Below are 17024 nucleotides of genomic sequence, written 5' to 3'. Positions count from 1 at the left end.
AAATAGATTAGATAAATTAATGGCAAGATCCCAACAAACATTTGGTAAGAGTGAAAAAGAGAAAAAACGTTTAAAAAAGCGTGAAGATAAGCGGAAGAAAATGGAAGCCCGCAAACTTGAAAAAGAAGAAAACGGAAGCACAGGAATTGAATTTGCTTATGTAGACTTTAATGGAAATCTAGTGGACACACCGCCAGATCCTTCACAGAAAGTTGAAGTTGAAGCAGAAGATATTGTTTTGGGAATTCCTCCAAAAGAAGAAACTGACGAGGATAAATTTAATCCAGTACGTATAGGTACAGTTAGTTTTTTTGACACTTCAAAAGGATTTGGTTTTATCGTAGATGGAGCAGATCAACAAAAATATTTTTGTCACGTAAGTGGTTTAATTGACGAGATTACAGAAGGTAATAAAGTATCATTTGAACTTGAAAAAGGTCAAAGAGGTATGAATGCAGTAAAAGTGAAACTCGAGAAGTAATACATTGCTCTATAAACTATTTAACCCAATTAGAACAGATTTTAAAATCTATTCTAATTGGGTTTTTTATTAATAAACTATTTTAAGCTCTCTAATAATTTTTCTGCAACCAACTCAGACGATGCAGGATTTTGTCCTGTAATTAAATTACCATCTTGAATAGCGTAAGCTGCCCAATCTTCTTTTTTAGAGTAGATTCCTCCATTTTCATTTAACATGTCTTCCACTAAAAATGGAACAACGTCTGTTAAACCAACAGTATCTTCTTCGGTATTTGTAAAACCAGTTACTTTTTTACCTTTTACTAATGGTTCTCCATCTGTTCCTTTTACACCTTTTAATGCAGCAGGAGCGTGGCATACAAATGCTACAGGCTTCTCTTGAGTATTAAACTTTTCGATTAAAGCAATAGATGTTTTATCGTTTGCTAAATCCCATAATGGTCCATGACCTCCAGGATAAAATACAGCATCAAAATCGTCTGCATTCATATCAGCTAACTTGTGCGTATTTGCGATTAATGCTTTTGTTGCTTCGTCTTTATTGTAACGCTCAGTATCTTCTGTTGCAGCATCTGGAGAATCACTACTTGGATCTATTGGTGCAGCACCACCATTTGGAGTTGCAATAGTAATTTTTGAGCCTTTGTCTAATAATGTGTAATATGGATTTGCGAATTCTTCAACCCAAAATCCTGTTTTTTTTCCTGTATCTCCTAATTTGTCGTGAGATGTTAATACAAATAATACGTTCATAGTTTTATCTTTTTTTAGTTCTGTTTTATCTTCTGAAACGTTTTCAGAAGTAGTGTTGTTTGTTTTGTCTTTACAACTTGAAGCTGTAATTATAGTTAGCGCTAAGGCTACCGTTTTTATTATTTTCATTTAAATAATTATAAATTTAGTATGCCATTTTTACAATTTTCTCTGCATCTTCAGGCATTAAAGCTTGACGTTCACCTAGTTTCCAACCTCTAGTTTTAAAACGTTTAGCAACTTCTTCTGCAGTTCCTTCGTAATCTTTAGTGTAGTCAGATAATTTTGTATCAATGCCTAACTCATGGAAAAAAGCAGTAGTTTTTTCTATTGCAGCATAGGCTTTATCGTCTGTACTACCTTCAGTAATGTTCCAAACACGTTCACCATATTGCGCTAATTTTTCTTTTTTAGCTTCAAAATTATACTTGTAATGACTTGGTGTTATAACTGCCAAAGTACGTGCGTGATCTATTCCAAATAAAGCTGTTAACTCGTGACCCATCATGTGGATTGCCCAATCTCCTGGTACTCCTTTTTGAATTAGTCCATTTAACGCCATTGTGCAACTCCACATAAAGTTAGATGCTGCTTGGTAATTTGTTGGATCTTTTAATACTGTTGGTGCAACTTCTACTAATGTTTGTAATATACTTTCTGCAAAACGATCTTGCAATAAAGCTCCAATTGGATACGTCATGTATTGTTCTAAAACGTGTGTAAAAGCATCTGTTAAACCATTTGCTAATTGACGTTCTGGAATAGATGTAATAACTTGTGGGTCTAATATTGAAAACACTGGAAATAAACCAGGTCCACCCATTGCTAATTTTTCTTTAGTTTCTTCACGTGTAATTACAGCTCCAGAATTCATTTCAGATCCTGTTGCTGGTAATGTTAAAACGGTTCCAAAAGGCATTCCTTTTTCTGTTCTAACATTTTTAGTTAAAATATCCCAAGGTGTATCGCCTTCAAAAACTGCAGCTGCAGATAAAAATTTAGTTCCGTCAATTACAGATCCACCACCAACTGCTAGTAAATACGTAATGTTTTCATCTTTAATAACTTTTAAAGCGTCCATTAATGTTGCGTATTCTGGATTTGCAGGAATACCTCCAAACTCGTTCACATCAACGTTTGCCAAAGCGGTTTTTACTTGGTCGTAGATTCCGTTTTTCTTAATACTTCCTCCACCATAAAGTAATAATACTTTAGCATCTGCAGGAATTTCATTTTTTAATTGTTCTATTGTATCCTTTCCAAAAATAATTTTGGTTGGGTTTTTAAATTCAAAATTGTTCATCTTCTTTTTCTTTTTTTGGTTATTATATTTTTACTATCATTTTCCCTTTGTTTTTACCTTCAAATAAATCTATAAAAGCTTGAGGGATATTATCGAAACCATCAACTATAGTTTCGGTATAGGTTAATTTTTCTTCAGCTAACCAACCTGATAATTTTTGAATCGCTTCTGGGAATTTTTCAGCATAATTACTTACTATAAAACCTTGCATTAACGCGCTGTTTTTTATTAAAAATGGCTGTACGCTTATGCTTTTAGGTATTTCCGTTTCATTATAAACCGAAATGGCACCACAAATTATAATTCTTGCAAAGCGATTAATACTGAATAAAACAGCATCTGAAATTGGTCCTCCAACATTATCAAAATACACATCTACACCATCTGGCGCAGCTTCTGCAATGGCAGATTTCATGTCTTTTGTGGTGTTGTAATTGATACCTTCATCAAAACCAAATTTGCTTTTTAGCATCTCGATTTTTTCATCTGTACCAGCAATACCTATAACGCGTAAGCCTAGTATTTTTGCTATTTGACCAACAACACTACCAACTGCTCCTGCAGCTCCTGAGACTACTATAGTTTCACCTTCTTTAGGTTTTCCTATTTCGGTAAAGCCTAAATAAGCCGTTAAACCTGTCATGCCTAAAACGCCCAAATAGGTGCTTAAAGGTGCTTTTTCTGAATCTACTTTATTTAAGCCTTCGCCATCAGACACTTGTTGTCTAGACCAGTTTAGCATGCCAGAAACGTAATCTCCAACTTGGAATTTTTCGTTTTTAGATTCTAAAACTTTAGCTACAACACCAGAGTGTACAGGTTCGTTTAATTTAAAAGGCGGAACATAAGATTTTGCATCGTTCATTCGTCCTCTTAAATATGGATCTACAGAAACATAAGCTGCTTCTAGAAGAATCTCTCCATCAGATATAGTTAACGATTTATCTTCTTCTACAAATTCGAAATTTGAAAGTGTTGGTTTTCCTTCAGGTCTACTTTTTAATTGTATCGTTTTCATGTTCATTTTCATTTTTAATTTATTCAATAACGGTTACAATCTCGTCCATAGGTCTTCTAACCTTAACAAGATTTACTAACCAATCTTCATCTTCATTTCTATATCCTAACGGTAATAACACAGCACTACGTAAACCTTTTTCACGTAGGCCTAAAATTTTATCAACTGCATCAGCATCAAATCCCTCCATGGGAGTACTATCCACTTTTTCGCCAGCAGCTGCGATCATAGCAGTACCTAAAGCAATATATGCCTGCTTTGCTGCATGATTGAAATTTTCTTCAGCATCACGTTGTGGATACGAGCTTAATAATTGTTGTCTGTAATTTTCCCAACCTTCGTTTTCAAAACCACGAATCTTATTTGTTAAATCAAACATATAATTAATTCGGTCAGCAGTATAAGTGTCCCATGCAGCAAAAACTAGTAGATGTGAACTTTCTGTGATAACAGACTGATTCCAAGCAACTGGTCTAATTTGCTCTTTAATACCTTGGTTTTTTACAACAAATATTTCAAAAGGCTGTAAACCTGATGATGTAGGAGCTAAACGTGCAGCTTCTAAAATACGTTCTATTTTATCTTCAGGGACTACTTTTCCACTCATAGACTTAGCAGCGTATCTCCAATTTAACTTTTCTATCAATTCCATTTATTTGTTTTTTTCGTTTTTTATTTAAATTTTAATACTATTCCAAGCAGATTGATATGCTTCTTCTAAATGTGTTTTGTCTAATGTAAATGCTCCTCTTTTTTGAGTAATCATTAAAAAGGATAGTGGGTTTATAGCATATGCATATAAAATATAGTCTGAGACTGGTTTTATTAACCCTTCATTTTTACCACGTGCCCAGAGGTCGAGTAGGGGCTGTAAATGTTTAATACCTTCCTGTCTACTCGTTTCATCGATAGTGGGAGTATTATCACATTGTGCTAAAAACATGGCATTCTCGCATTCTTTTAATTTAAATTCTGCAATACGTTTCCATATTATTTCAAAACCTTTTTTAACAGGCATTGAGCTTTCGTAAGTTTCAAAAGCATATTTTGTATATTTTTCTTTTACTTCAATATAAGTCTTATTAACTAAGTCTTGTTTGTTTTCAAAATACAAATAGATTGTTGCAGGTGATACATTCGCCATTTTAGCAATTTTACTCATAGGTGTTGCGTGAAAACCATTGTTGTTTACCAACTCAATAGTTGCCTTTATTAATTCATTACGCTTATCTATACTTTTTTGAAGTTTAGCCATTGTATTTAATTTACGTTACAAAGATATTTATAAAAATGAATGTTCATTCTTTTTTAACATGAATTTAATTTAAAGAGAAAACCAACCTACAGTCGTATTGTAAGTTGGTTTTCATTAATGAAAAATGAATTTTTAAAGATTAGTAGAAAATTAATTAATAACAATTTTTTTAATTAATGATTCATTTCCATTTTCAATTTTTAAAATATAAATCCCTTTATCTAAATAACTAACATCAATTGAATTAGTCATTTTCGTTTGGTATATTATTTTTCCAGTGAGAGAAGCTAATGTGGCGTTTTCTACTTCATTTGAAAAATTTATTTTATTAGAGGCAGGGTTTGGATAAACTGTAAAAGTATTTATTGAAAAACTATTTGCATTTAATGTTTCATCAACAGTTAAATTGAAACCACAACTTATACTACTTGTACCAGGCTCAGACTCTGCTGATAATGAAATACTATAAATACCCGCGGTTACAATAGTACCTGCAACAGGGTCTTGCTCAAAAGTAAAATTTCCACAGTTGCCTGTTACTACAAGAGCACCATTTGTGGCAAAATTAGGTATTGCATAGTTTCCGGCGCTATCTGTTGTACCTAATTGATCATCTGGGCAGTCAAAATCACAATCACCACTTTGTTCTTCAATTACTGAAATGTCAAAATCACAATCGTCTGTTTCTCCACCAGAAGTAACAGTCATTGTCACTTCAAATTCTCCTAAGCCCATTATTGTCCCAGGAGCTGGTGATTGAGAGACAACAGCACCTGGATTGCATTCCTCTAAAGTTACTAAGTTATTTGCAAAATAATCTTCAACTACATATTCGCCATTTGAATTTGCTACAACAGCAAAATCATTTGGACAGTAAATATCACAATTGCTTTGTGCATATATTGAAGATGATGTTAATATTGAAATAAAAATAAATGCAACTTTAAATTTAAAATTTGTAATAGTTTTAATCATTATATGTGTAATTTTTTATGTTCATTTCAAATTTACACAGCGATCAAAATTATTTGAGTTAATCCAGTATCAATATTTTCTTAACAAGCGTTAATTTTTTCTAAAGTGAGATTTTTATTAAAGAGGTGTAATTATTATAATATTTCCGAAGAAATAATTTTAAATATTTAAAGGATCAATATTGAATAAAATATTTAGCATCTAATAAATTCCTCTATATTATTTATCTAAATTGTATTACTATTTAAGAAGTTTAATAGCGGAATACCCATTTCTGTTAATTTTTGATTACTAATAGGATTTTGTTTTATAAAGCGTTTTAGCTTTTGTCTTTTTAATGCTAGGTATTCCGCATCTATTTGAAAAGCAAATTTTAAATTTTCTAGATTAACGCGTAGTAATTTTAAGATGATATCTGTACTAATATTCGCTGCTTCTAGTTGATCAAGTTGTTGAATTATTAATACGAGATCTGTAAGTGAGGAACTTAGATCCCTACTTACTTGTGATCTTTTTAAAACGAGATCTGCTCTAAAAAGCCCATATACGGCAATAGATTTCTCTCCTTTTTCATCTTTTGCTGTTACTTGACCATTATCTTCAAAAATAAGATGTGCTTCTGGATCTTCTCTACAAGGGTTTATAATTTGAACAAACTCATCTTCAATTGAAATATCTTCTGTGTGTAATCGAACTCTTTTAGACTCATCAGAGAGTGGAAAATGATTAGCTTTTCCCATATTTTGGATTTCTCCATCCGAAAAATTTATAGCTTCGTTATTTGATCTATTGCATTTTATACAAGATAATAATAAGTTTTTCCAATCTGCGCCTAACCAGTAATACCCAGGAATTAAAACTTCTCCATTTTTAGTGTGTACTTCTGCTTTTGGTCTAAAGTGTTCTATATCACCTGGTTCAATATGCATAATAAAACTCTCACAATAGGCACACTTACTTTTAAAAATTTTCTTTAATGCTTTTTTTGTGTCTTTATGTGAATAGGCCTCATACGTAAAACCTTTACGTGTTAATTTTTTGTTGTCTTTAAAGTTTGCAGGATTTGTATAATGCAATATAGATTTATTAAAATCTCGAATTGCTAATGTTGTTTTATTTCCGTCAAGGCCTTTCCATCTCTTCTTTTTATATACTGAAATGTTTGGGTTTTTTGTGTTCTTAGTTATCAAAATCATAATATTATATTTTACGAAGTTGTCTTATCCCAAATCGCTTTGATTTTTTGTTTTAAGTCTTCTTGATGTTTAGGGTTATTAATCCACCCAGCATCTAAAGAACTTGCAGCTAAATTAATTTTTGATTTTTTAGAAACTTCTAAATTTGATTCATTATCAATGACATTAATGTGTTCTAAATTTCTACGTAATGTTTCTAATTTTTCTATCTCGTTAGGTGTAGGGTTTAATTTAGATTTCAGTAAATAAAAAGAATTAAGTTGTGCTTCTATTTCTGGATCAAATGAGGTTATTAATCCAAAGAATTTTGATGTTATTAATTGTTCAATGGTTAGTGCTTTAGGAGAAGGGAGATCCATTAAGGCAATTACTTGATTGTTTTCATCCATTTTCATAAGTGCTACTTCCCCTTCATTGATACCACGTAAACACAAAGGCTCATGTGTGGTAATTATAAAGTTCATTGCAGGGAAAATCTCTCGTAACGTACTAATGATTTGAAGTTTCCATTTAGGGTGGAGGTGAACGCCTATTTCGTCAACAAGAACAATGCCTTCAGCAATTTTAAAACTATCCCATGTGTTGAGTATTTCTCTAATTATATTTATAGTCATTGCAATTATGGATTTGTATCCAGCACTTAATTCCTTAACAGTAATTCCTTGTTTCTGTTTGTTTATTTTTATAAAAAGTTCGTAAGTACCTTCTTTAGTTTTTCTACGATATATTAATTTATTGTCTGGAAGCTGTAAGACGTTTTTAAGTGCTATAGCAATCTGGTCAAATTGTGCAACACTTACTTTTTTTGGGTCACCCAACCAACCTTCAATATTTGGTAATGTTGCAAATGGATTAAACAAATTACTTAGATTAATAAGATTTTTATTTGTTTCGTAATCAACCGTGTCACTCATAAGTCTAGTAGATCCAAATGCTAATAGAATAACTTTAGGAGCATCATAATTTGAAGTAAATTTAGGAGAGTCTTTATTAAATTTAAGTTCAAGAAAGTCTGAAACCCCTTCTAGATAAACCCTTACATATCCAGTTTTTGAGCTCGTATTTCTATTGACAAATTGGGCTGCGTTTAATTCTAAATTATTAGCTTTTTCTTCACCAGCGAGTGTAAGTGCTACCGCTTGTAATACTGAGCTTTTACCTGCGCCATTTTCGCCTAAAAGAACCATCCAAGGCTCTTCTCTATGCTTTGATTTGGGGAATTCTAACACCAAATTTTTGATGATTTTAAAATTGACTATTTCAATTTTTTGAATGCGCTTAGCAGACATGAAGTAATCTCTTTTTAAAATATTATCTGATAATTTATCAATAGATGATGTAATGGGTGAAACTATAGGAAAAGGTTTATTAGATTTTGTTTTATGTCTTTTAGTAATTTTTGGCCGTTCAACTTTAGACTTCATTGTGATACAAGATGTAAAGTCTGAAATGCTATTATCTATTTCTTCAATTATAGCGTTGTAAATTTTTGAGCTTTCGATTTTCTCTGTAGTTATTAAAGAAAAGTGTTTAAATGCGGCTATTGAGTAACTTAAAAAAGCTACTTCACTATTTAGTAGTTTGTTTAATTCTCTTTTTGCATTATTTATATCATTTTGATTTGCTGCTCCACGAGCCATTGATATAGCTCCCGCCATTTCTAAAATTTTGCGTGCTCTTTCTTGTTTTCTGTTCTCATTATTCAAGTTTAAAATTTCGATTGTAATTTTTCCTCTTTCGGTTATTCCAAGAATTTCACCGTTTTTAAAGAGTTGAAAATGCTTGTCATCAAAATCTTTTTTTTTGCACGGATCAATTAATAAAGCCTTTTCTTGAGGCACATTGCCTAAATATGAAACTCTCTTACCCGCAACAGGAAATCGAGTTTTTTTCATTGAACTACATTGTTCACATAATAAATATAGATTGTTCCATTCATAAGTTAACCACCAATAACTCTCCTTTGAAACTTTACCGTCTAAATTCATCGCATTTTCTGTAGGCCTATGGTGCGCTGTTTTAAAGAATTTCTCAAAAATTTCGCACTCACAATACGCACATTTACCATGAAATAATTTTACTAATTTTTCAATTAATAATTGGCTTTCTATGAGTCTTGAATTTATTCTATACCGTGATTGTTTTATGTTTTTTTTGGTATAAAATTCTGTCATTACTTTTATTTCATCTTTAAATGGATGTGATGAAAATACTTCAGGTTTATTTACAAAGTTTCGGTTTATGTATAGCATAACTAATCTCTTGATAAATAATTAAATGTGTTCTCTCTTGCTATCAAATCAAAACTTTCATCATCAAGGGCTGCGCGAGTTTCTGTGTATAAGTCTTTGTCTGAATTATGATTTCTTACCACATAAAAATCAGTACCATATAAAATGTGACTTCGCAATCTATTTCGGCCTTTGAAATGCGATGCTTTTTTATTATTAGACTGTTCGGCGTTGTAATGAACTAACTGGGCTTCATAGTTGTCACTTTTCCGAAGTGTTTCTACTAATAAGGGATAAATTGATGGCTTACTTATAATGTAGCTAAGGTCTGCGTACATATTATCATAGTTCATCAATATACTAGATATTAATGAGTACCAATCTGTATCATGCCAGAGACTATTTATTTTGCTCCAAGAAAATTCATTAGTAGCATTTTGCATAAAGTCAATTCCATCATTGGGATTTTTTATCAAACTTCTTGCATAAACATCTCTATCTGTTTCTAAATATTTAATCCATTCTTCCTCTCCACCATAGTGTGCTAAACAAATTTTTATATTTTTTAATGTTTGTGTTAGGGGAGTTTCCTTATCTGTATATCCAAACAACGTTTTTAAATTATTGTCTTTTGCATTACCTATTAATTCTCGCAAAAAGGTTTCCTCAAGTAAACATAAATAATTCATGGGGTGAGTAAAGTTATATTGCAAATCAACAGGTTTTACTTGTGGTAACACCATGGGTTCAGGTTGATTTTCAGGTTGTCTTTTGTCTCTATAATATTGTTTGAAAACAGGATGATAGTTCCATTCTTTTATCTTTTTTCCTCGGAAATATATTGTACCAATCACACAGTGTGTCATGATTGGAATATTGTTTTGAGAAGCATATAGCCAAATAGGTAAGAGTGATTCATCGAAAACATAATAGCCTAGGGCTGGGTAAATTTTAAAACCACTAAAGTTGCGGTCTTCCATATATGTTTTTAAATAGCAGTCGTTTAGCTTCATTTTGCCATCAACAATTGTATAGCTAAAAAAAGAGTTACCTTCTTTTTCTATGCGGCGGGGGTCTAAAAATAGAAAAGGATGGTATGCATTAGGATTTTTACCATTGCGCTTTGTTTTTACGAAATCCCAAAGTTCTCGCATTTGGTATTTAAATGTATCGTGATAGTCAGAGTCTTTCCAATCATCCTCAGTGGGGTTTTTAGGAATATTATTATTTTTTGTGGCTAGTATTTCGTTTGTCATTTTTGATTTTCCGGCACCCATAAATTCCATATCCATAGGTAATATTACCATTTGCGAATTAGGAGGGAGCTGGTCAAGTGCTCGCTCTGCTACTTTTTTCTGTGTACCATAAAAAGAAAAACGCCCCATTAATAAATAACGTTCTAATAACGCTAAGCCGTTAGGACTTAAAATACTTTGAAAAAATGGAAATAGTTTTTTGATTAAAAACCAGATAGTTCTGCGACTCCAGTTTATAAATATAAGAACTGCTAGAGTCCATACTACTTTCCAAACGACCGGAAATTCAAAATATAAATAATAGGAGGTGAGCCATATTTTTACTTTAGTAAAAATGTCATTAATACCTTCATCTATTCCAAAAATCCAACCTAAAAATTCGGCTACATAAAAGAACGCTACTAACGATACCCAGAAAATAATAATCCGCCACGGAATATAAATGATGCGATTTGCCTTAAAGTTAAATTTAGAAATAGTTTTACTTCGCATTTTCCTGCGACTGGCGTAAATTTTATCCCACGCTTTTTGTTTTTCTATTTCTTGCTCTTCTTTAGTTTTATTCTTGTCGTATTTTGGAAACGTTTGTCCATGTTTCCATCTATAATAGCGTTGTGCCAAGCCTACAATCCAGCGAGTATGAATCAAAAAATATAATGGCCAAGGAACTATAGTTTTTGCAAGAAATGGAGGTACAAATTTACTTGTAAAAGTGTGTGTGTGAGCATTGATGATTGGCTTTTTAGGCATAATCAAATTATTTAGTGGTTAGCTTTCTAAGAAAATTTTAAAAGGGAGTGTACTAAGATATGGTTTTTTTATAAATATTGATTAGCAATCATTTTAAATGTTCACTAAACCAGTGCTTTATACAAATAAATTGCAACAATATAAACTGCTTTTACTTTAATTAAATTTCATTCATAAATATTTTAAAAGCGTTAAATTTTAACTATAGGTATGTATTAAAAAGAATAAGCTTTCTATAATTCTGTAAAGAGGTATACTTACCTTCGCTAAAATTAAATTTGTATCACATTTGTTAAAACTTTACGCTTTATAGATATGCTTGAAAATCAAAAAAAACCTGAAAAAGTTCGTAAAGTTTCACTTCAAGAAATAGATACAACTATCTCAATTTTAGAACTTTTAGTTTCAGACACAAACCAGATTTATGAGCTTTCTGAAGAAAAGAGAACTGCATTGTTAAAAGTTTCAGGAAAATTGTCTCGACCTAATAGGGACGAATTTAAGCGAAGAAAAAAAGATGCTAAGAAAGCAGCAAAGCGCAAAATGATTGCTAAAGATAAGCATGCAAGAAAAACTACAGGAATTAGATCTGCAAGAGAAGCAACTTTATTTGTAGCACCTAAGTTATTAGCAGCAGCTGCTATTCCAGAAGATACATTAGAGTTAGAATCCCCAAGAAATTGTTACGTGTGTAAAACGATGTACACAAAACTGCATCATTTTTATGATACGATGTGTACAGACTGCGGTGATTTAAATTACGCTAAACGTTTTCAAACTACAGATTTAAAAGGTCAGGTAGCAGTAATTACAGGTTCTAGATTAAAAATAGGATATCACATTACATTAATGTTATTACGCTCTGGAGCTACTGTTGTTGCTACAACACGTTTCCCTGCAGATTCTGCTATTAGATTCTCAAAAGAAGAAGATTATAATCAATGGTGCCATAGATTGCATATTCATGGGCTTGATTTAAGACACATTCCAAGTGTCGAAATTTTTTGTAACTATATAGAGCAAAAATATGATCGTTTAGACATTCTCATCAATAATGCAGCACAAACAGTTAGGAGGCCATCAGGTTTCTATTTTCATTTAATGGAAAATGAAAAGTTACCAGTAGATCAATTGCCTAAACTTGCTCAGCCATTATTAAATGACCATATTGATTGTTTACAGGAATTATCAGACTTAAGTGTTGATACTTCAAAAACGAGTAAAAATAATGTGCTTCCAGTAACTTGGCATGGTCCAGAACCTGGAATAGGATTACGCAACTCTGCAGCGCTTTCTCAAATACCATATAGTTTTGATAACTCATTACAAACATCTGAAGTGTTTCCAGAAGGTAAACTTGATGCAGATTTACAACAAGTTGATTTACGTAAAACAAACAGCTGGCGTTTAAAACTTGGTGAAATTGAAACTACAGAGATGGTAGAAGTACAATTAGTTAATGCCGTCGCACCTTTCGTGTTGTGCAATCGTTTATCAAATTTAATGATGAAAGAAAACACAGGGAAGAAACATATAATTAATGTTTCGGCAATGGAAGGAAAATTTCATCGCTTTAAAAAAGAAGATAGGCATCCACATACAAATATGGCAAAAGCAGCCTTAAATATGCTTACACATACCTCTGCAGCAACATTTGCTAAATCTGGCATTTATATGAACGCTGTAGATACTGGATGGGTTACAGATGAAGACCCTGCAGAGTTGTCAAAGAAAAAAGTAGAGGTACATGATTTTCAACCACCGCTAGATATTGTGGATGGAGCAGCACGGGTCATGGACCCTTTAATAGATGGAATCAATACTGGTAAACATTGGTCTGGAAAATTCTTAAAAGATTATTTCCCAATTGATTGGTAGTAATTTTTTATTGGTAATAAACTTAAGTCTTTAATTTTTAGCAGTTCTTTCAACGTATTATATTTCCGAAGATACCATGAAGAAATAGGTGTACTGCACATACTATATTTAACTTCGGAAATATTAAACATCTAGAAGCTGATAGCTGTTTGTACATCAATTTTAAGTAACTTTATGTCGTTAATTATTTATCCCTTTTTATATGAAACATTTTAAAAGCATTACATTTTGTTTATTACTTATTGTTTGTCAATCCTTTACTGCACAAGAGCAGGTTAAGGAAGAAGAAGATATTTTTAAAAAGCTGGAAGAAATAGCGATTATTGACCAAAAAGTAATGATGCCTATGCGTGATGGTATTCGTTTAGCTACAGATATCTACAGACCTAAAGGAACTGGAAAAGTTCCAGTAATTTTTTCTCGTACACCATATAATTTTAACTCATGGGGTGATGGAGAACAAAGAACACGTACGGCAAAACAAGCCTACGAAATGGTAAAAAGAGGGTACGCTTACGTAGTACAAAACGAACGTGGACGCTATTACTCTGAAGGCGAATGGGATATTTTAGGTGTGCCTTTGACAGATGGTTATGACGCTTTTTCATGGATGAAAGATCAATCATGGTCCAACGGAAAAATAGGTACAATAGGTTGCTCTTCTACAGCAGAGTGGCAAATGGCTGTTGCGGCGTTAGATCACCCATCTCACGCAGCAATGGTTCCACAAGGTTTTGGGGCAGGAGTAGGACGTGTGGGTGACATTATGGAACAAGGTAACTGGTATAGAGGTGGAGTTGAACAATTATTGTTCTTTTCATGGTTGTACGGTGTAGAACACGATAAATTTAAGCCTAGAATACCAGAAGGTGCAACGCAAGAAGATTTAATAAGAATTTCTCGCTTTTATGACCTAGCTCCAGAGAATCCACCAATTGATATGAAGGAAGCCTTGTCGCATCTTCCCATTCAAGATATTTTGAAAAATATAAATGGTAAGCATGAAATTTTTGACAAAATGGTACGCCGTAAGCCTAACGATCCTGAATGGTTTGAAGGTGGTCTATACCATGATGATATGGAATTAGGGGTTCCTAGCTTTTGGTTTGCTTCATGGTATGATGTATCTATTACTCCCAATCTTGCATTGTTCAATCATGTAAGGGAGAATACTAAAGATGCAACGGTTAGAGATAATCAATATTTAGTTATTGCTCCTACATTGCATTGTGGTTATACCCGGGCGACAGATACTACTATGGTAGGACAAAGGAGCGTGGGAGATGCTCGTCTTAATTATGAAGAACAAATATTTAACTGGTTTGACTTTTGGTTAAAAGATGAAAAGACAAACTTTAAGGAAAAAACACCAAGAGTGCAATACTATACAATGGGGAGTAATAAATGGCAAGCAGCAACACAATGGCCGCCAGAAGATTCAAAAATGACAACTTACTACTTAAACAGTAAAGGAAATGCAAACTCTTTAGTGGGTAGTGGAACATTATCTACTAAACAAGCGAGTAAAGATAATCCAGACTCTTTTGTTTATGACCCTATGAATCCCGTAACTTCTTTAGGTGGAAACGTATGCTGTACAGGTAATGCTGTTGAAGGTGGAGCTTTTAATCAACAGGAAATGGAAGAACGTGCAGATATTTTAGTGTATACCACAGATGTTTTAAAAGAAGGAGTTGAGTTAAGTGGTTTTATTGAAACAGAATTGTATGTATCCTCAAATGCAAAAGACACAGATTTTACTATAAAATTGATTGATGTATATCCAGACGGAACAGCTTATAACTTAGATGAAACCATTCAACGCGTACGCTATAGAGAAGGTTATGATAAAGAAGTGTTTATGGAAAAAGGCGAGGTCTATAAATTAGATTTAACACCTATGTCAACGAGCAATTATTTTGAAAAGGGACACAAAATAAGAATTGAAATTTCAAGTAGTAACTTTCCTCGTTTTGCAAGAAACCTTAATACAGGAGGGAATAATTATGATGAGTCTGAGGCTGTAATTGCTCAAAACAAAGTACATCATTCAAAAAAATATCCATCACAAATAAGATTACCACTTAGATAGTACATATTGGTATCAATATTGCAGAACATATTTATATCTAAAATAATATCCTTTGTACTCAGTTACAAAGGATATTTTATTTTCTACTGAAATGAATCAACATGATACATTTAGTAATAAAACCATATAAATCAACTGGATAGATCATATATTTATGAAACCAAATAAAACATTATATTCAATATTAGACCTTGCATTAGTATCTGAAGGTCACACATTACAACAAACGTATAATAACGTATTACACCTAGCTCAAAACGCTGAAAACTGTGGATTTACACGTTATTGGTTAGCAGAACATCATAACGCTTCAAACATAGGTAGTAGCGCAACCTCAGTATTAATTGGCTATGTAGCTCAAGGAACAAAAACGCTACGTGTAGGATCTGGAGGAATTATGCTTCCTAACCACTCACCATTGATTATTGCTGAACAATTTGGAACTTTAGGCTCACTATATCCCGGACGTATAGATTTGGGCTTGGGAAGAGCGCCAGGAACAGACAGAGAAACTGCGCAAGCTATTAGGTCAGACTTTATGCAGGCAGCACATTCATTTCCAAATGAATTAGAAAAAATAGAAACCTATTTTTCTGTTGAAAATGCAACTTCAAAAGTGCGAGCTACGGTTGCAGAAGGTGTAGCTGTTCCTGTTTATATTTTAGGTTCTAGTACGGATAGTGCCCATTTAGCAGCAAAAAAAGGATTGCCTTATGCATTTGCAAGCCACTTTGCAACAACTCATTTATGGGATGCAATAGAAATTTATAGAAAAGAATTTAAACCTTCATCTGTATTAAAAAAACCATACGTAATGGCAGGTGTCAATATTATTATTGCAGATACAGATGAAGAAGCAAAACGTATTTCAACCTCTTTAATACGCATGATTGTTGGAATTTTTACGGGAAAAAGAGATTTTGTTCAACCACCAGTTGACATGACAGATGAGCTTAAGGGAATTATGCAACACCCTCAAGTGCATCAAATGCTAAAGTATTCATTTATAGGCAGTAAAAAGACAGTAAAAATCCAAGTTAAAGAATTTATCGAAAAAACGAAAGCAGACGAACTTATTGCTGTCACAAATATTTATGATGTAAATGATAAGATAAAATCGTACAAACTTTTTGCAGAGATTATGAAAGAGCTTAACTAATTTAAGCTCTTTTTTATAAATTATTATTCAAACGTATAACGCTGTTCTGCTGTGGAAGAAGCATTTAATAATTGATTGAATGTCTTAATAGAATTAAAATCTCGCGCGATTTCTTCGGAAATTGCAAGTCCAGAAACACCCGTTTTTAAAATTGCAGTAACATCCTTTATTGTAATTCCACCCACACCTATAATGGGAGTCTCTGTGTTTAATGTTTTTAAAATTTCGGCATAACCATTTAAGCCTAATAGTGGAGGGAGATTGTCTTTAGTTGTTGTAAATCTAAAAGGTCCTAGACTTATGTAATCTACTTCTTTTTCGATTAATGTTTTGCATTCTTGAAGTGTATTTGCTGTACCGCCTATAATTTGCCAAGAATGTAAATAATCTCTAACAACTGTTGGGCAGGCGTCATTTTGCCCTAGATGTACGCCATCTGCCTTCACCTCTTTTGCTACTTTATAATGGTCGTTAATGATTAATCTAGTTTGAAAATGAGCCGTAATTTCTCTGGCTTCATTTGCAAATTTTAAAAGCTTTTTTTCTGATTGTATTTTTAAGCGTAATTGTACTAATTCGGCTCCAGAAGTACATGCTTTTTGTATGTTTTCTAAATGTTCCTTAGAGGTAATTCCTTGAGAAATATAATGAAGTTTAGGGATCATCAAATTATAG

At 32.7% G+C, this 17024-nt stretch carries 14 protein-coding genes; 4 read left to right on the top strand and 10 right to left on the bottom strand.

The genetic code is table 11. The annotated features are described in order from the left end of the window. The first annotated feature begins 19 nt into the window (after positions 1-19). A complete protein-coding gene (locus tag GB234_RS09775) occupies positions 20-481 on the top strand; it encodes a cold-shock protein (RefSeq protein WP_151894373.1) in 462 nt (153 codons plus the stop codon). Between the two features lie 77 nt (positions 482-558). Here the strand turns inward: GB234_RS09775 and GB234_RS09770 are convergent, their stop codons facing one another. The 9 genes from GB234_RS09770 to GB234_RS09730 form a co-directional block, all read right to left on the bottom strand. After that, positions 559-1365 (bottom strand): type 1 glutamine amidotransferase domain-containing protein, encoded by an 807-nt coding sequence (locus tag GB234_RS09770; protein ID WP_172966872.1) that lies wholly within the window; start codon positions 1363-1365, stop codon positions 559-561. A 16-nt stretch (positions 1366-1381) separates the two neighbouring features. After that, on the bottom strand, positions 1382-2539 hold the full coding sequence (locus GB234_RS09765; RefSeq protein WP_151894372.1) for an iron-containing alcohol dehydrogenase: 1158 nt from the start codon (positions 2537-2539) through the stop codon (positions 1382-1384). A 22-nt stretch (positions 2540-2561) separates the two neighbouring features. Further along, complete coding sequence (locus tag GB234_RS09760; RefSeq protein ID WP_371863336.1) at positions 2562-3557, bottom strand: NADP-dependent oxidoreductase; 996 nt, start codon at positions 3555-3557, stop codon at positions 2562-2564. A 19-nt stretch (positions 3558-3576) separates the two neighbouring features. Continuing rightward, positions 3577-4209 (bottom strand): NAD(P)H-dependent oxidoreductase, encoded by a 633-nt coding sequence (locus GB234_RS09755; protein WP_151894371.1) that lies wholly within the window; start codon positions 4207-4209, stop codon positions 3577-3579. A gap of 24 nt (positions 4210-4233) precedes the next feature. Continuing rightward, the gene (locus tag GB234_RS09750) at positions 4234-4812 is read right to left on the bottom strand and encodes a TetR/AcrR family transcriptional regulator (RefSeq protein ID WP_151894370.1); all 579 of its coding nucleotides are present in this window, start codon (positions 4810-4812) and stop codon (positions 4234-4236) included. A 150-nt stretch (positions 4813-4962) separates the two neighbouring features. Continuing rightward, complete coding sequence (locus GB234_RS09745) at positions 4963-5787, bottom strand: T9SS type A sorting domain-containing protein (protein ID WP_151894369.1); 825 nt, start codon at positions 5785-5787, stop codon at positions 4963-4965. 227 nt (positions 5788-6014) lie between these two features. Further along, positions 6015-6983 (bottom strand): HNH endonuclease family protein, encoded by a 969-nt coding sequence (locus GB234_RS09740; RefSeq protein WP_151894368.1) that lies wholly within the window; start codon positions 6981-6983, stop codon positions 6015-6017. An 11-nt stretch (positions 6984-6994) separates the two neighbouring features. Continuing rightward, on the bottom strand, positions 6995-9235 hold the full coding sequence (locus tag GB234_RS09735) for an AAA family ATPase (protein WP_151894367.1): 2241 nt from the start codon (positions 9233-9235) through the stop codon (positions 6995-6997). Positions 9236-9237: 2 nt separating this feature from the next. Then, positions 9238-11220, bottom strand: a complete 1983-nt coding sequence (locus GB234_RS09730) for an amidohydrolase family protein (RefSeq protein ID WP_151894366.1) — start codon at positions 11218-11220, stop codon at positions 9238-9240. A 315-nt stretch (positions 11221-11535) separates the two neighbouring features. On the opposite strand from GB234_RS09730, the gene GB234_RS09725 reads away from it, so the two are divergent. The 3 genes from GB234_RS09725 (at position 11536) to GB234_RS09715 (ending at position 16349) form a co-directional block, all read left to right on the top strand. Next, positions 11536-13098, top strand: a complete 1563-nt coding sequence (locus tag GB234_RS09725) for an SDR family NAD(P)-dependent oxidoreductase (protein ID WP_151894365.1) — start codon at positions 11536-11538, stop codon at positions 13096-13098. Positions 13099-13300: 202 nt separating this feature from the next. After that, on the top strand, positions 13301-15190 hold the full coding sequence (locus GB234_RS09720; protein ID WP_151894364.1) for a CocE/NonD family hydrolase: 1890 nt from the start codon (positions 13301-13303) through the stop codon (positions 15188-15190). A gap of 154 nt (positions 15191-15344) precedes the next feature. Further along, the gene (locus GB234_RS09715) at positions 15345-16349 is read left to right on the top strand and encodes an LLM class flavin-dependent oxidoreductase (protein WP_151894363.1); all 1005 of its coding nucleotides are present in this window, start codon (positions 15345-15347) and stop codon (positions 16347-16349) included. A gap of 23 nt (positions 16350-16372) precedes the next feature. Here the strand turns inward: GB234_RS09715 and thiE are convergent, their stop codons facing one another. Beyond that, entirely contained in the window at positions 16373-17014 is a 642-nt protein-coding gene (gene thiE / locus GB234_RS09710) for a thiamine phosphate synthase (protein WP_151894362.1), read from the bottom strand. Positions 17015-17024: the final 10 nt, after the last annotated feature.

The organism is Patiriisocius marinistellae (assembly GCF_009014635.1).
Classification (GTDB): domain Bacteria; phylum Bacteroidota; class Bacteroidia; order Flavobacteriales; family Flavobacteriaceae; genus Patiriisocius; species Patiriisocius marinistellae.
The sequence above is the reverse complement of the archived record's forward strand: the minus strand, read 5'-3'. Positions and strand labels throughout refer to the sequence as shown.

Bases quoted from the DNA above. Each gene is read 5' to 3' on its own strand.
- GB234_RS09775 (WP_151894373.1), top strand. From the start codon at position 20: ATGGCAAGATCCCAACAAACATTTGGTAAGAGTGAAAAAGAGAAAAAA.
- GB234_RS09770 (WP_172966872.1), bottom strand. From the start codon at position 1,365: ATGAAAATAATAAAAACGGTAGCCTTAGCGCTAACTATAATTACAGCT.
- GB234_RS09765 (WP_151894372.1), bottom strand. From the start codon at position 2,539: ATGAACAATTTTGAATTTAAAAACCCAACCAAAATTATTTTTGGAAAG.
- GB234_RS09760 (WP_371863336.1), bottom strand. From the start codon at position 3,557: ATGAAAACGATACAATTAAAAAGTAGACCTGAAGGAAAACCAACACTT.
- GB234_RS09755 (WP_151894371.1), bottom strand. From the start codon at position 4,209: ATGGAATTGATAGAAAAGTTAAATTGGAGATACGCTGCTAAGTCTATG.
- GB234_RS09750 (WP_151894370.1), bottom strand. From the start codon at position 4,812: ATGGCTAAACTTCAAAAAAGTATAGATAAGCGTAATGAATTAATAAAG.
- GB234_RS09745 (WP_151894369.1), bottom strand. From the start codon at position 5,787: ATGATTAAAACTATTACAAATTTTAAATTTAAAGTTGCATTTATTTTT.
- GB234_RS09740 (WP_151894368.1), bottom strand. From the start codon at position 6,983: ATGATTTTGATAACTAAGAACACAAAAAACCCAAACATTTCAGTATAT.
- GB234_RS09735 (WP_151894367.1), bottom strand. From the start codon at position 9,235: ATGCTATACATAAACCGAAACTTTGTAAATAAACCTGAAGTATTTTCA.
- GB234_RS09730 (WP_151894366.1), bottom strand. From the start codon at position 11,220: ATGCCTAAAAAGCCAATCATCAATGCTCACACACACACTTTTACAAGT.
- GB234_RS09725 (WP_151894365.1), top strand. From the start codon at position 11,536: ATGCTTGAAAATCAAAAAAAACCTGAAAAAGTTCGTAAAGTTTCACTT.
- GB234_RS09720 (WP_151894364.1), top strand. From the start codon at position 13,301: ATGAAACATTTTAAAAGCATTACATTTTGTTTATTACTTATTGTTTGT.
- GB234_RS09715 (WP_151894363.1), top strand. From the start codon at position 15,345: ATGAAACCAAATAAAACATTATATTCAATATTAGACCTTGCATTAGTA.
- thiE (WP_151894362.1), bottom strand. From the start codon at position 17,014: ATGATCCCTAAACTTCATTATATTTCTCAAGGAATTACCTCTAAGGAA.